The organism is Methanosarcina sp. KYL-1 (assembly GCF_024372725.1).
Classification (GTDB): Archaea; Halobacteriota; Methanosarcinia; order Methanosarcinales; family Methanosarcinaceae; genus Methanosarcina.
Genome location: NZ_VOUA01000021.1, coordinates 11,631 through 25,439, shown reverse-complemented (window position 1 = coordinate 25,439; position 13,809 = coordinate 11,631). Strand labels below are relative to the sequence as shown.

Annotated in this window: 11 protein-coding genes and 1 pseudogene; 2 read left to right on the top strand and 10 right to left on the bottom strand. The window is 47.2% G+C overall.

Annotated elements, in window-relative coordinates; translation table 11 throughout:
• Positions 1-34: 34 nt before the first annotated feature.
• The 5 genes and pseudogenes from FTO70_RS13160 to aspS form a co-directional block, all read right to left on the bottom strand.
• Complete coding sequence (locus FTO70_RS13160; RefSeq protein WP_255336214.1) at positions 35-826, bottom strand: hypothetical protein; 792 nt, start codon at positions 824-826, stop codon at positions 35-37.
• A gap of 129 nt (positions 827-955) precedes the next feature.
• Positions 956-1,018, bottom strand: a pseudogene (locus FTO70_RS18065) (zinc-ribbon domain-containing protein); the annotation flags it as partial.
• A 729-nt stretch (positions 1,019-1,747) separates the two neighbouring features.
• Positions 1,748-3,391 (bottom strand): thermosome subunit alpha, encoded by a 1,644-nt coding sequence (gene thsA, locus FTO70_RS13155; protein WP_255336213.1) that lies wholly within the window; start codon positions 3,389-3,391, stop codon positions 1,748-1,750.
• A 639-nt stretch (positions 3,392-4,030) separates the two neighbouring features.
• A complete protein-coding gene (gene rpiA, locus FTO70_RS13150) occupies positions 4,031-4,735 on the bottom strand; it encodes a ribose 5-phosphate isomerase A (protein ID WP_255336212.1) in 705 nt (234 codons plus the stop codon).
• Positions 4,736-4,942: 207 nt separating this feature from the next.
• On the bottom strand, positions 4,943-6,277 hold the full coding sequence (aspS, locus tag FTO70_RS13145) for an aspartate--tRNA(Asn) ligase (protein ID WP_255336211.1): 1,335 nt from the start codon (positions 6,275-6,277) through the stop codon (positions 4,943-4,945).
• Between the two features lie 391 nt (positions 6,278-6,668).
• Here aspS and FTO70_RS13140 point away from each other — a divergent pair, with 391 nt between their 5' ends.
• Positions 6,669-7,295 carry a LysE family translocator gene (locus tag FTO70_RS13140; RefSeq protein ID WP_255336210.1) on the top strand — a complete coding sequence of 209 codons (627 nt, stop codon included), beginning with the start codon at positions 6,669-6,671 and terminating at the stop codon, positions 7,293-7,295.
• Between the two features lie 923 nt (positions 7,296-8,218).
• Positions 8,219-8,989, top strand: coding sequence for a metallophosphoesterase (locus FTO70_RS13135; RefSeq protein ID WP_255336247.1), 771 nt, complete (start codon positions 8,219-8,221; stop codon positions 8,987-8,989).
• A gap of 577 nt (positions 8,990-9,566) precedes the next feature.
• Here the strand turns inward: FTO70_RS13135 and FTO70_RS13130 are convergent.
• From FTO70_RS13130 to FTO70_RS13110, 5 genes are all read right to left on the bottom strand, one after another.
• The gene (locus tag FTO70_RS13130; RefSeq protein ID WP_255336209.1) at positions 9,567-10,301 is read right to left on the bottom strand and encodes a phosphoribosyltransferase; all 735 of its coding nucleotides are present in this window, start codon (positions 10,299-10,301) and stop codon (positions 9,567-9,569) included.
• A 163-nt stretch (positions 10,302-10,464) separates the two neighbouring features.
• On the bottom strand, positions 10,465-11,028 hold the full coding sequence (locus FTO70_RS13125) for a hypothetical protein (RefSeq protein WP_255336208.1): 564 nt from the start codon (positions 11,026-11,028) through the stop codon (positions 10,465-10,467).
• Between the two features lie 90 nt (positions 11,029-11,118).
• On the bottom strand, positions 11,119-11,652 hold the full coding sequence (locus tag FTO70_RS13120; RefSeq protein WP_255336207.1) for a DUF3179 domain-containing (seleno)protein: 534 nt from the start codon (positions 11,650-11,652) through the stop codon (positions 11,119-11,121).
• A gap of 116 nt (positions 11,653-11,768) precedes the next feature.
• Positions 11,769-12,356, bottom strand: a complete 588-nt coding sequence (locus tag FTO70_RS13115) for a hypothetical protein (RefSeq protein WP_255336206.1) — start codon at positions 12,354-12,356, stop codon at positions 11,769-11,771.
• 263 nt (positions 12,357-12,619) lie between these two features.
• On the bottom strand, positions 12,620-13,165 hold the full coding sequence (locus FTO70_RS13110; RefSeq protein WP_255336205.1) for a TlpA disulfide reductase family protein: 546 nt from the start codon (positions 13,163-13,165) through the stop codon (positions 12,620-12,622).
• Positions 13,166-13,809 lie beyond the last annotated feature (644 nt).

Below are 13,809 nucleotides of genomic sequence, written 5' to 3'. Positions count from 1 at the left end.
GACTTAAATCAATCCAGACTTAAATCGAATCAAATCATCCATACTTAATTAAAGCATTCAATTCGGCATCTGTTTTCAGGAAAGCCTTCTCTTTTTCCAGGAGGGCATTTTTAGCGACCTCAATCCCGCTTTTCATAACCAGCTGCTCGGAATAACTGGCATCATTGTATTTTTCCACAAGTTCGTTATAGTACAGCCTCTGGGCCTCATATTCCTGAGCCCGGGCTTTCCGGTCCTCATAGAGTTCCAGAAAACTCCTGTAGTTCCTGGGGTTGCTAAACGTCAGCCCCTGGTAGTAATTTTCATTATCTTCGCTGTAGACTACGTATCCACCTGTACATTCAAGAGCTAACCAGGACCCGGGAGAAACTTCAGCCAGGACCCAGGCATGATTGAAACTGTCAATTGTCCCGGAATTTAACAGGTTTGACCTTTCACACACATCAAAATTAGCTTCTATTTCCCCGGGACTCCCGGATTCCCGGTTCTTGTGCAAGGAATTATCGGCCCCTATTTTACCGGAATTATCAAAATCAAGATTTCCGATGGCTATTCTTGCGTTGATGCCTTTTTTCTTCAACATGTTCCAGACATCCTGGGCCATATTATCGCAGTCATAAACGTCATCATTTTCATAGGTATGACTCTCGTAATACTCACCTGCGACCTGTTCACAGGTCCGGACATTCTGCTCCGTTTGAATCAAGCCCTGCGCATAGGGACCATTTAATACAGAGTATCCATCCGAGTCCAGGGCAAGAGTTGAGTACTCAGTTAATACGCATCCACCCAGGCAGATTAAAGCTATGACCCATATGCTCTTCAAAAGGAATTGAGAGACTGACTTATTATTTTTCTTTGAATGATAATTTTCGTTTTCCGCGGACCTGACTTTAGTAGAGGCAAAGCCCTTCGATTCAAAATTGCCCGGTTCAGTTTCGGATTTTCTTTCAGACCCACAGCTGGAGCAGAAATAATCATCCAAGTCCATTTTTGATCCGCACTTACTGCAGTACATCTAGCGCCACCATTTAAATAAGGTCCATATTTTTTATATATAACATATGTCAAAATTCACAGATGAAAGAAGCTGATGAGTATTAAACATCCGGTCTTAAACATCCGGTCTTTTTCTAACTTTCAATATCAATGAATCCCATTTCCATATCCTAAAATCGGGTAAAAAATACCTTTAAGTATCCAGATATTATGTAGAATTTTTTTTGAATTACATATAATTAATCCGGTTTAATTATACGTTCCGTACTAAATTTGTAGTCCAATCATAAAACCCATAATGCAATCATGAAATAATAGTCCAATCGTAAAATGAGCAGCTAAAGTTGAGTAAAAGCAGGAGCATAGGAAACAATAAAGAGCATTTACTCTCAAGGAGGACTTAAAAAACGAGCAAAATATGCCTTAAAGAGAAAGGAAAAGGTCCCATCCGCATATAAAATAATAGTTTATTGACATATCAGGGTTATAGATTATCCGGGTTATAGATTATCAGGGTTATAGATTATCCGGGTTATAGATTATCAGGGTTATAGATTATCCGGGTTATAGATTATCCGGGTTATAGATTATCCGGGTTATAGATTATCCGGGTTATAGATTATCCGGGCTATTGACCCGTAAAGAAAGGAAACTGCAGAATGGGACCTGCAGTTTTGTCCTTCCATTGTCTGTGTATTAGCCGTTTTTATAGAGGATATATTATTTTGAATACAAACGGCTCAGGCCCTTACCTGCGCGTGTTGAGCAGGGGAGCTGACATGCCATCGTAGGTACTTGCCATGTGCTCGGGCTTGACATCCTGGATATCCCTGCGCTGGGCCCGGAGGACGTCGTCCACGCGGAGCACCATTACCGCAGCTTCGGAACCTGCCTTGATGGTGTTGACCTTTACCCTGAGGGGGTCAACTACGCCTTTCCCGAACATGTCCTCAGCAGCGCCGGTGAGTATATTGAGCCCTGCGTTTTTGTCCTCGGCATGCTTTGCCCGGAGGTTCAGGATGGAGTCAATGGTGTCCAGGCCTGCATTCCTGGCAATGGTCCTCGGGACTTCTTCAATGGCTTCGGCAAAAGCCCCTATAGCCATCTGTTCTCGCCCGCCTATGCTTGAAGCAAAAGAGCGGAGGCCGAGTGCAACTTCGATCTCAGTGGCCCCGCCGCCGGCAACAATCTTGCCGTCTTCCACCACACATTTCACGACCTTGAGAGCATCGTCAAGGGCACGTTCCACGTTGTCCACCACATGCTCGGTCCCGCCGCGGATGACAATGGATACGGATTTTGCCCCCTTGCAGTCCCGGAGGTAGGTCTTGCCCTGGTCGCCGTCGCGGTCCTGTTCAAGGAGCCCGGCATTTCCGAGTTCTTTTTGCGTGAGTTCCTTGATGTTCCTGACAGGCCTGCCGCCAGTGGCTTCGACAATGCGCTGGAGGTCTTCGGCCTTCACCCTGCGGGTGGCGTAAATTCCCCGGCTCTGGAGGTAGTCGGCAATCTTGTCGTCCATGCCCTTGGAGCAGAATACGGCATTTGCCCCTGCCCTGATCACATAGTCCGCAATCTCAAAAAGGGCTGCTTCTTCTTCCTTCACGAACTTCTCAATTTCGCTGACGGTGTTGATCTGCAATTTTGCTTTAGTTGCAGTCTTGCCTGTCTCCATGGGGGCATCGATGATAGCTATCCTCGGGTTTTCAATTCTGGAAGGGAAGTTTCTTTCCAGAGATACCTTGTCGATAACAATGCCTTCCACGAACTCGGTGTCATCAATCCTGCCCCCGATATCTTTTGAGATGATGACGTGCTTAAGGTCCACCTTTCCTCTCTCACGGACTGCAAGGACAGCATTCACGGAGAGTTCCGCAACCAGGCGCCTGTACTTTTCGGAAGCCTTTCCCGTGACAGAGGTTTCGGCAACCTTTACCAGCAGCTCCCGGTCCTCAACACCCACGGGGACCGCAAGGTCTTCAAGGATCTCGACGGCCTTTTCGGCTGCGAACCTGTAACCTTTGACAACGGTTGTGGGGTGGACTCCCTTTTCAATAAGGTCCTCTGCCTTTTCCAGCAGGGCTCCTGTGAACACGACTGAGCTGGTAGTTCCGTCGCCTGCGGAGCTTTCCAGGGACTGGGCGACCTCCACCACCATCTTGGCGGTAGGGTGTTCAATGGACATATCGTGAAGGATTGTAGCCCCATCGTTCGTGATGGTAACGTCCCCTAAGGGGTTCACGAGCATCTTGTCCATTCCCCTCGGCCCGAGCGTGCTCTTAACAATGCTGGCCACAGCTTTTGCAGCAGCAATGTTCATGCCCAGTGCATCTCTTCCCTTTGTCTGCTCTTTTCTCGGATCTACTATGATAATTGGCTGGCCGCCTTTTGCCATTTGAACCTATACCTCCTGAAAAATATTAGATATGTAGTGAGGATTTGATACCTGATAATTTAAGGTTGTTTCTAATTGAGAGCTTTTTGCCTTCAGCATCGGGCCCAAAGGCCTAAGATAATATAATGTGCGCCAGTTTGAGACACCCGGACAAACTGACCAGCACCCACAGACAGTGTCCACGGACAGTACCCATAGACAGTGCCCACAGACAATACAGCCCTTATCCGGTGAGTTCTGCCTCAGAGATTTTGCACACCTGGAAAGCAGTATTTGATCAGGAAATTACTGATAATACTTCTATAAATACATACCGGTTATTAAGGAAAGGGCTTCCGTTTCCGCACTCTATTTTGGAGAGAAAAAGGAAAAAGGACAGTAATCCGCCCCACTCTCTTTTTCCTGGCTGCCGCAGGACTTTCCTGCCCCAAACTCACCTTTTCAGGCCCCTTTTCAAGTTGACATTTGAGATAAACTTTTCAAGTTGACCTTTGAGATAAACTTTTCAAGTTGACCTTTGAGATAAACTTTTCAAGTTGACATTTGAGATAAACTTTCCAAGTTGACCTTTCAGGCTGAATCTCCGGTGTCTCTTATTTATGATCGCCTTTTAAAGACCGCTTTTTAAGGACAGCTTTTTCATGCCTGTTTCGTTATGACCTCAACAGACCCGTCTTTTTTCCCTATGTAGACCTCATCCACATTGGAAAAAATTCCGTGTTCAACCACACCAGGAATTGAGGACAGTTTGAGGGCAAGGGCTTCAGGGTCCCCTATAACACCAAAACCCACATCAAGCACGAAGTTCCCGTTGTCTGTGATTACGGGGCCGTCTTTCCTTGAGGCAAGCCGGAGTTCGGGCTTTCCCCCGAGTTCCCAGAGTTTTTTTACTGCAAGCTCCTTTGCAAAGGGCAGGACCTCCACAGGCACGGTCCTATCAAGCTGCTTTCCGATTTTTGACTCGTCGGCTACCACCAAAAAGCGCTTTGCAGAAACCGAGACGATTTTTTCCCGGGTGTGAGCGGCTCCCCCTCCCTTGATGGCGTAGAGCCCTGCGTCGATCTGGTCTGCCCCGTCAATTGCAAGGTCAGGTTCCGGGTGCTGGGCAAGGGTGGTCAGCTGGATTCCGGCTTCAATCGCAAGCGCCTCGGACTGGTAAGAGGTCACGACCCCGAGGATTTCGAGCCCTTCTTCCCGGACCCTTCTGCCCAGTTCCTTTATCGTGTATGCAACTGTCGAACCTGTCCCGAGTCCGACCACCATCCCTGGGCTCACAAGCTTAGCTGCAGCAATACCTGCTGCCCGTTTTTCAGGAGAATCCGTTGATGCGTTTCTATCTGTCATGTTTTGCTCCGCATTCTGTTTCCAGTATTCTGGCTCCAAACTTAAAGAAAGAATTGGCAAAAATTTTCAGGAAAATTGAAAAAAATCATTCGAAACCATTCGAAACCATTCGAAACCGTTCAAAACCGTTCAAAACCATTCGAAACCGTTCAAAACCATTTAAAACCATTCAAAACCGTTCAAAAATTAAAAAAAGTGAGGGAAAAATCAGGGAGAAAGTCTTCTCCTGTCCCTCGGGAAGAGCACGGTGTCCCTTATGTTGTCGGTCCCGAGCATGGTCATGATGAAGCGCTCGCAGCCCATACCCCAGCCGGCATGCGGGGGCATCCCGTACTCGAAGGCCTTCAGGTAGAACTCAAAGCCGTCAGGGTTTAAGCCCTGAGACTCAATCCGGCTCTTGAGAAGGTCCGGTATGTGGATCCGCTGGGCTCCGGAGGAGAGTTCCATGGTGCGGTGCATCATGTCGAAGGACTTGGAAAACTCGGGCCTGTCCTCGTAGGGCATGGCATAGAAGGGCTTGATTTCCGTGGGCCAGTCAATGAGGAAGTAATGAGACTCGCCTGTGGTCTCGTAGACGTAATCACCCACAGTGTGCTCGCCAAGGGTGCCAAGGTCATCTCCCCACTGCATTTTCTCTTCAGAGCGGGCGTTTATGATCTCAATGACCTCGTTATAGGTGAGCTTCAGGAAAGGAGTCTTCGGGACCTTCAGTTCGACCCCGAGGGCTTCAAGAGAATCGCTGCATTTCTCAATGACCTTAGCATAGACGTAGGCTACCAGGTTTTCCAGGATTTCCATTACGTCAAAGTGGTCGGCAAAGCTGACCTCTACATCGATGGACGTGGCTTCGTTTAAGTGCCTGCGGGTGTCATGTTCCTCTGCCCTGAAGATGGGCCCGATTTCAAAGACCCTGTCAAAGCCGCCGCTCATGAGGATCTGCTTAAAGAGCTGAGGGCTCTGGTTCAGGAAGGCTTCCCTGTCAAAGTAGGTAATCGGGAAAAGTGCGGTCCCTCCTTCCGTTGCAGTGGCTACGACCTTGGGGGTTGCGGTCTCGATAAAGCCGTGTTCCACGAAGTATTCCCTGATGGACTGGAGGGCCTGGTGCCTGATCTTGAAAACGGCTGTTGTCTCGGCCCTTCTCAGGTCGATGAACCGGGAGTCAAGCCTGGTGTCCAGTTCGGCCTCCACCTTTCCGGTGGTGTCCATGGGCAGCGGGGAGCTTGCCACGTTCAGGACATTGATCTCTTCCGGGAGCAGTTCGTAGCCGTTGGGGGCTTTTTCTTCGAACTTGACAGAGCCGGTTACGGAAATCACAGACTCGCGGACGAGCCTTCTTGCAGCATCGAAGAGCTCTTTGTCAATTTTCTTTTTTACAAGCGTGACCTGGGCCCTGCCTTCCCGGTCCCTGAGCACAACGAAACAGATCCCTCCGAGGTCCCTGACCTCATGGACCCAGCCGGCGAGGGTGATTTTTTGACCGTCTTCAACCTTTTCGGGCTTAACTTCGGTCGTGTAATGTGTTCTGAGATTTGCTAAAGACATAAATTCACCTTAATTGGGGGGTAAATAAATACAAGTGTAAGAATGATGCTGAAAACGTAGGTGAATAGTCATTAACCCATTATTAAAGTATTTGTCCCAGCAGAGTTCCGCTTCTGCAGCACGGGGTCCTTTTCGCTCACTTCGTTCGCTCAAGAGGACGAAAAGATTCACGAGCAGAGTTCCGCTTCTGCAGCCGGGGTCCTTTTCGCTCACTTTGTTCGCTAAAGAGGACGAAAAGATTCACGAGCAGGGTTGCGGCTCTGCAGTGCGCGGTCCGTTTCGGTCGCTGCGCTACCTCAAGCGGACTAAAAAACTCATGGAAAAATACTATTATGAGAACTTCAATCTCACTTTAAATAATAAATGTAACAAAAATGAAAAGTGAGAAAAATTGATTGAGCCATCACAGTTATTATATTTTGTTGCAGCATCTGCAGCACTTACACTCTTGCCAGGGCCTGATATTTTATTTGTGCTCACCCAGAGCATTTCCCAGGGCAAGATGGCAGGAGTTGCTACTGCCTCCGGCCTGTGCACCGGGGTGCTGGCCCATACCACCGCAGCGGCCCTTGGGGTCTCAGCAATCGTATACCAATCTGCCCTGGCTTTTGCAGTGTTGAAATACGCGGGAGCTGCATATTTGCTCTACCTCGCCTGGAAGGCCCTCGGAGAAAGCGACCAGATATTATCTTCCGGCCCGGTTCGGGAGACCGATGTTGGAGCCCTGTATAAAAGGGGGATTTTCATGAACCTGCTTAACCCGAAAGTAGCCCTCTTCTTTCTGGCTTTCCTGCCCCAGTTCGTAAACCTGGAAGCAGGCAGTGTGCCCATGCAAATGATAGTGCTTGGAATAATTTTCATGGTGCAGGCCTGGCTGATCTTCACAGTAATTTCCGTCTTTGCCGGGACCATTGGCAACAAAATCCTGGAAAGGCCCGGAATCGGGAAGTACATAAATTGGGGAAAAGCCGGGATCTTTACCGCAATCGGGGTCCAGCTGGCGATCTCACATAAATAAGTGAACTCATGGTCGTTCAATATATTGATGATCATTCATTTTATTGAATAACAAAACCTTTTTTCAATCTCTTTTTCAGGTACCGGTGCTCTCACCGGTCAGCTTGCTGACCGGCCTTTTCCATGAAGTATATTTTTATGCCTAAAAAGTATAGTATCAGGACTGAAAAGTGCATTATCGTGACTAAAAAGTATATTTTTATGAATAAAAAGCATATTAGAAGGACTTTATGATACAAAATCTTGACTAAAAAGTATATTAATATGACTAAATAACGGATACGAATATTTTTCCAGGGCTTAATTCCAGCCTTTAAGGGTAAAAACGAGATGTAAAAAGAAGAGAAGGTAAAAAATAAAAGCAAACAAAAAATGACAGGGGTCAAGACAAAACATAAACAAATACAACATGAAAAATATTCTTTTCAGATCTATTTTTTATTTCCTTATGGAGAGGCGCCGCTAGGCAAGCTGGCGGGGGTACTCCTCTAACGTCTTGATTGAAATACGGTTTTCGGAGTTAAGAAAAGTATGATAGACCTGCATCCCGTAATTTAGTCTCCCAAACTTCACCGAGCCCTAAACAGAATAAAAAATATAAAGAACTCAAACCAAAACGGAATCAAAATCATAAAGAACTCAACCCCCCCGCGCATCCGGAAATATTTAAATAAAAAAGAAAAGTGGAACACCATTTTAAGGGAATTGGGTCGAACGTGCGGGCTATTCATCACGAATTTACATTTGGTACTTACTTAAACGGCCGGGATAAATCCAGGAATATGGATGCCTTTTTTAACGATTTATAATTAGATATATGAAATATCTAAATTTTCAAGCATAACTATATATATTGGGACAAAAGTCCAATGTCCTGAATACAACTAATATTATAAATTTCAGGTAAAAGAGGAATAAAAAATTATACAGATTGTACATCTTTCAGACATTCACTTTTCAGAAGCTTATTTTGTACCGGAAATAGCAGATGCCATGGTTGAGAGCATAAACAGGCTCAGGCCGGACATGGTAGTGGTCACGGGGGACCTGACGGAAAATGGGTTTTCGGCCGAATATATGGGGGTAAAGCAGTTTATTGACAGGATCTCATGTGAAAACAAGGTACTTGTGCCCGGAAACCACGACTCCAAAAACGCCGGGTACCTCCACTTTGAGGACCTCTTCGAAAACAGGTTCTCGACCCGGAACCTCGGAAACGTTACCGTGGTCGGAGCTGACTCATCCCAGCCGGACCTGGACGAAGGGCATGTGGGCAGAGAAAACTACGGCTGGATCAAAGAGGCCTTTTCCGGGGAGAACTTCAAGGTCTTTGCCCTGCACCACCACCTTGTCCCGATCCCCCTTGCAGGCAGGGAGAACACTGTCCTGGTAGACGCAGGAGACGTCCTCAACCTCCTGAACAGCTGCAATGTCAACCTCGTCCTCTGCGGGCACTGCCACATCCCCCATGTCTGGCATCTCAACAACATGCTTGTGGTAAACGCAGGCACCTTCTGCTCCTCCAAAACCAGGGGTAAGACCACCCAGTGCTACAACCTGATCCAGGCCGAAAACGGCAGAAAGGGAGACGGAAAAGGAGAAGACGGAACGGCTGCAAATGGAAACTGGAAGGTCAGCGTATCCAGGGTTTTCCCGCAGGGAGAACTGGAACTTGTCACGGAAACCGTGATGTGAAGGACAAATCAGAAACCCTGATTTTCCTTTGTCTTCGTATTTTCCTCCTATTTCCCCTCATTTTCCTCCTTTTTTTATTTTTTAAGATCATTATCAGACCCGCTCCTGAAAAGGAGATCATTCCTGAGAATGAAATCACTCCTGAAAAGGAAATCACTCCTGAAAAGGAAATCACTCCTGAAAAGGAAATCACTCCTGAAAAGGAAAAAAGAAACAAAATCAGAAGCGGAAACCAGAGCAGGAGAACTTGAAAAATGAGGAAATTAAAAAAATAGAAGTACTGCTTAATTTAAGCATATATTTACAGTACTTCCATAAAATGAGCTAAACAATCATTATTTCCCCATTCTTATATAATTTGCAGTTCTATTATAGGTTAAGGGCATCTGAGAAATACTCTTTTCAGATCCAAAAATCCCCAACCTTTTACCCCCCACCCATCTCCCAACACACCCCCAAAATCAGATGCCCAACCCCATTTCAGGATATTTTGACGTCTTTTTAAATAAACATGAAAAACGGAGGAAGATGAGGCATGGGATTATTTGTGAGAAACACTTTACAGGAAAAATCATATCTAATAATTTAATTTTGCCACTTGCCTCTTCCTGACCCGCCACCCTGGTTTCTCCCCCTCAACTCGCTCGACCTCTCCCCTTTCCCCAAGATCTTCCAGAAATTCAAGGAGCTCTTTTTCCCCTACCTCAAGCTTGTACCTGTCTTTAAACTCAGCCGTGATCCCGGAGAGGTCCAGGGTCCGGTTTCCAATGATTTTTTCCGTAAACCCTGCAAGGTCTTCGTAGCGGGCCCAGGGATAGATGATCCAGCGCCATTTGACGATCTTCTGGGCATAAAAATCCGGGGTGAAGGCGGAACACCTCTTGTGCTGGAGGACTGCAGTCCTGACTTCTGCGGGATCCAAGCTCTGCACATAGTCCACAGCAAGGCACAAGGTCTCCCCGGTGTCGGTCACATCGTCTACGATGAGCACTTTTTTCCGGCTTATATCTACGGAGATGGGAAATTTGATCCGGGCTTCTTCCTGCATATCCGCAGCCCTCATGTAGTGCTCGATCTTCATGGAGGTCAGGTCGTTGAAAAGGAGAAAATCAGCGACCATTCTCGCAGGTACATAGCCGCCCCTGCCGATGGCGACGATCAGGTCAGGCCGGTAGCCAGAGTCTTTGATTTTCCGGCTGAGGAGCCTGGAAAGCCTGCAGACTTTCCTGAAACTGATCAGCTCGCACCTGAATGAATCCTGCCCTGCCGGAGAGCACCGGGACTTCTTGAAATGCCTTTTCTTTTCTGGCATGGTGGTATAATGCCTGCGTTTATCGGGTTTTCTTTTCCGAATGTGCTTTGAAATGTGCTTTGAAATGGAATATGGAATGGGCTCTGAAACGTGCTCTGAAATGTGTTCTGAGATGAGCTCTGAAATGTGCTTTGATAGCTGAGCTCTACTTCCTTAATTTACCTCAGTACCCTGAGGAGCCGGTTACCGAAATCCTGTATTCCCGGGAAAAGACTTCATTTCCATCCACAATAGCATAAGCCCTGAAATAGACAGTTCCGGAAAGAGGAGCCCTCATCTGGGTTTCGAATTCTTTGGGGCTGGTGCCTCCCTGGGGAGAGCTTTTTACCGGATAGGACTCAAGGCTTTCATCCCCGCTTCCGGACCCGCTTATGATTGAAGTCGTGCTGATGTCCCCCGGGGTTCCGCCTGCCACTTTCCAGCGGACGGTAAAGGTTTCCCCGCTCTCAACACCTGTGGGATGGTCAAGGACCTCAACACTGGCTTTTCCAGCCTCTGTGACTGCAGGTGTCTCTACAATTTCAGGTGTCTCTACAATTTCAGGTGTCTCTACAATTTCAGGTGTCTCTACAATTTCAGGTGTCTCTACAACTTCAGGTGCCTCTGTGACTGCAGGTATTTCTTCTTCGGGAACCGGCCCTTCCTCTCCATTTTCAGCACAGCCCGCTGCAAATACCAGGCAAATAACGCATAAAAGTACATACAAACCCTGAATGTTCCTTTTCATCAAAACATACCTCCAATAACCTTAATTTCGCAATTTTAACTTTCATTCAACTTTCATTCAATCTTCATTCAACTTTTCATTGACCTTCATTTAGCCTTCATACAGCTCGGTATCCGGGTGGAAAGCATACCAGGCAAACCAGAAGTCTCTTTCCTTGACGATTTCCTCCCCGGTACCCAGGTTCGTCACGGTTACTATTCCCGCCTCGTCCCTTTCGACCCTTATGGGAAAGCCATTTACGCTGTCCTCGATAACCCCCTCTTCAATCAGGTCACTTTCACGGTAAGCCTTGAAGGCTCCTTCGACCTCGATACCGAAGACCACGGTTTTCGGGTGTACCCTGCTGTCTTCCCTGACCCATGCATCAGCCTCCTCCACCCTAACGTATTTCTGGTTGTCTATGGACAGGATCCCGTCTATTGGGGTCCCCCCGGAAACCAGCTTCTCAGGCTCGACTATGAACTGTTCCCCTCCCGGGCTGACCCTGATTTCCAGCCCATCCGGAGTCGTGCCGATCACTTCCTCCTCGCCATCCGCTTCGATACAGCAGCTGCTCAGGATGCCTGCAAGTATAAGCACCAGCATCAAGATCATCCCGACCCGCCTGTCCCTTTGCATAAGCATTCATAACCCCCCAGTGCATGCAAATCATCTTACTCATCGTACCTTCTTATCCAAAATTACCTATCTGAAGTACCTGTGTTACCTGCACATGTTAGCTCTTTGCCTGGAAAAACACCTCACCCGAATATCCTGAAAACAAACACCAGATAGTAGACGGAAACCACAAACATGACAATTCCTGCTGTCAGGTTGATTGTTATTCTATGCCTGACAAGAAACGCGATGACCTCCCGACCAGGCTGTGCGGAGAAGGCCGAGAAAAGCTGGAAGGGGATTACAACCGCCCCGAAAAAGAAGCCGTAAAGGGAAGCAGTAACATAAGGTTTCCCTGCCCTGGGAGCCCGGCCTCTCGGAAGGTACTTTGCCATATCAACATCAAAAATAAGGATGAGGCTGATAAGGAGAAAGATTCCGAATGCAATAGGAGACATAACGCCAATGACCTTTGTAAGGGAAACCTGCAAAATCGTTGTAAACAGGAATCCAGGGATAAGGATGAAGGTAATGACCCCGGCCGTGATTACCAGCCATAATAAAACAAGCATTTTTCTGCTGTGTTCATCTCCCTGACCTCCCTGACCTCCCGGAATTTTTCCCGACTGGTTCGAGAGATAGGCTAAAAACCCCGGGTAAAGAGGAATAACGCAGACCGCAGTAAGAGGTATCAGCAGCCCGAGCAGGAAAGCCCGGGAAATCTCAAGCAAGTAATTTATTATTCAGGTCCCCCCTCTTGACACGCCAGAAGCCTTCTTTATGCTTCAGCTGGACTTCCGACCTGAAAACTCCATTGAGAAGCCGTCATGTACTGTCCACAAGGTAATACAGCTATGCTTTCTACCAGATGATTCTACCAGACGATTCTACCAGATGATTCTACCAGATGATTCTACCAGACGATTCTACCAGATGATTCTACCAGACGATTTTACCAGATGATTCCTATCAGATGCTGCTTCCTTCCAGGTCCTTAACAGCCCTTTTCGATCTCCTCTTCCAGAAGGGATACTGGCTTTACCCCGTTCATTTCTAGCAGGCGGGCAGACTGGTCTTCGCATACCAGGACAACAGATGCTGATGGGGCGTTGATGACAGTTATCCCGAACTCGTTTATTAGTTCCCGGGTCATTTCCGGAGGAGCCACGGAAGAATACCACTCGAAACCGTTGCTTTCCATGTGATTTCTTACGATTTCCGCGTTCTCGTTCGGGTCAACATCAAGGGAAATATGAACTACCTCGTCCCCCTTATCCTCAAACATCTTTTTTGCTTCCTGCTGCTTCAGGCAGGTAGGGCACCAGACAGCAAAGGTTTCCAGAAGAACAGGTTTTCCCCGAAAATCGCTTACCATGAAAGTCTCCCCTGTCCGGGCATCCGCCAGTTCGTAATCCATCCAGTCGGCAGGAGAAACCGTATCCTCCGGGCTTTCGGATCCATCAGGAACATCGGAACCTTCTTCACCGCCCCCCGCATCCTGTTCCGCATACCCCGAACCCAGGAGAAATAGGAAGATCAAGATTAAGGAAATAACGCGGACATTCGAGAAATTCCTGCCTATAATTAATCCCCCATAATAATTTCGCTGGAAAATATATAAGATTACTTTTAGAAAATAAAGTAAGGAGTCATATAAGGTTCAGCAGAACCCCTATACTGCATTCCCGGCATTCCTGAAGCCTGAAGCCCGAATAAGGACAGAAGGAAAGAAGCGAGGCCTTTAAAAGAACAAAAAACGCTCATCTGAAGCGGAAAAAAACGGCATTTTTATATACCTGCTCCTCGCTACTAGATTACGTAACAAAACGGATTTTTCTTGATAGTTATAAAAGGAGGACAAAAGTCATGGATTTCAAAGCAGTCCTTGCAGTACTCGTATTTTGTACGCTATGCTACATATACTACTTCTCCGGCGGCGCAATAGCCTGAGAAAAGCCGGAAAAGAGCCGAAAAAAAAGGAGGACAAAAGTCATGGATTTCAAAGCAGTCCTTGCAGTACTCGTGTTTGCAGTTCTATATTATATATACCACTTCTCCGGTGGCGCAATAGCCTGAGATTATGCCGAAAAACTTCCCCTAAAAAGGAAAAACGTATGTCAGGGACAACTAAGGAAACACTCTTAGCTGTAGCCGGATAGCTGGTAATATCAATATAAAGGCTGC

What these genes read in the sequence shown, in the direction of transcription:
- thsA (WP_255336213.1), bottom strand. Translation starts at nt 3,391, where the DNA reads ATGGCAAAAGGCGGCCAGCCAATTATCATAGTAGATCCGAGAAAAGAG.
- rpiA (WP_255336212.1), bottom strand. Translation starts at nt 4,735, where the DNA reads ATGACAGATAGAAACGCATCAACGGATTCTCCTGAAAAACGGGCAGCA.
- aspS (WP_255336211.1), bottom strand. Translation starts at nt 6,277, where the DNA reads ATGTCTTTAGCAAATCTCAGAACACATTACACGACCGAAGTTAAGCCC.
- FTO70_RS13130 (WP_255336209.1), bottom strand. Translation starts at nt 10,301, where the DNA reads ATGCCAGAAAAGAAAAGGCATTTCAAGAAGTCCCGGTGCTCTCCGGCA.
- FTO70_RS13125 (WP_255336208.1), bottom strand. Translation starts at nt 11,028, where the DNA reads ATGAAAAGGAACATTCAGGGTTTGTATGTACTTTTATGCGTTATTTGC.
- FTO70_RS13120 (WP_255336207.1), bottom strand. Translation starts at nt 11,652, where the DNA reads ATGCTTATGCAAAGGGACAGGCGGGTCGGGATGATCTTGATGCTGGTG.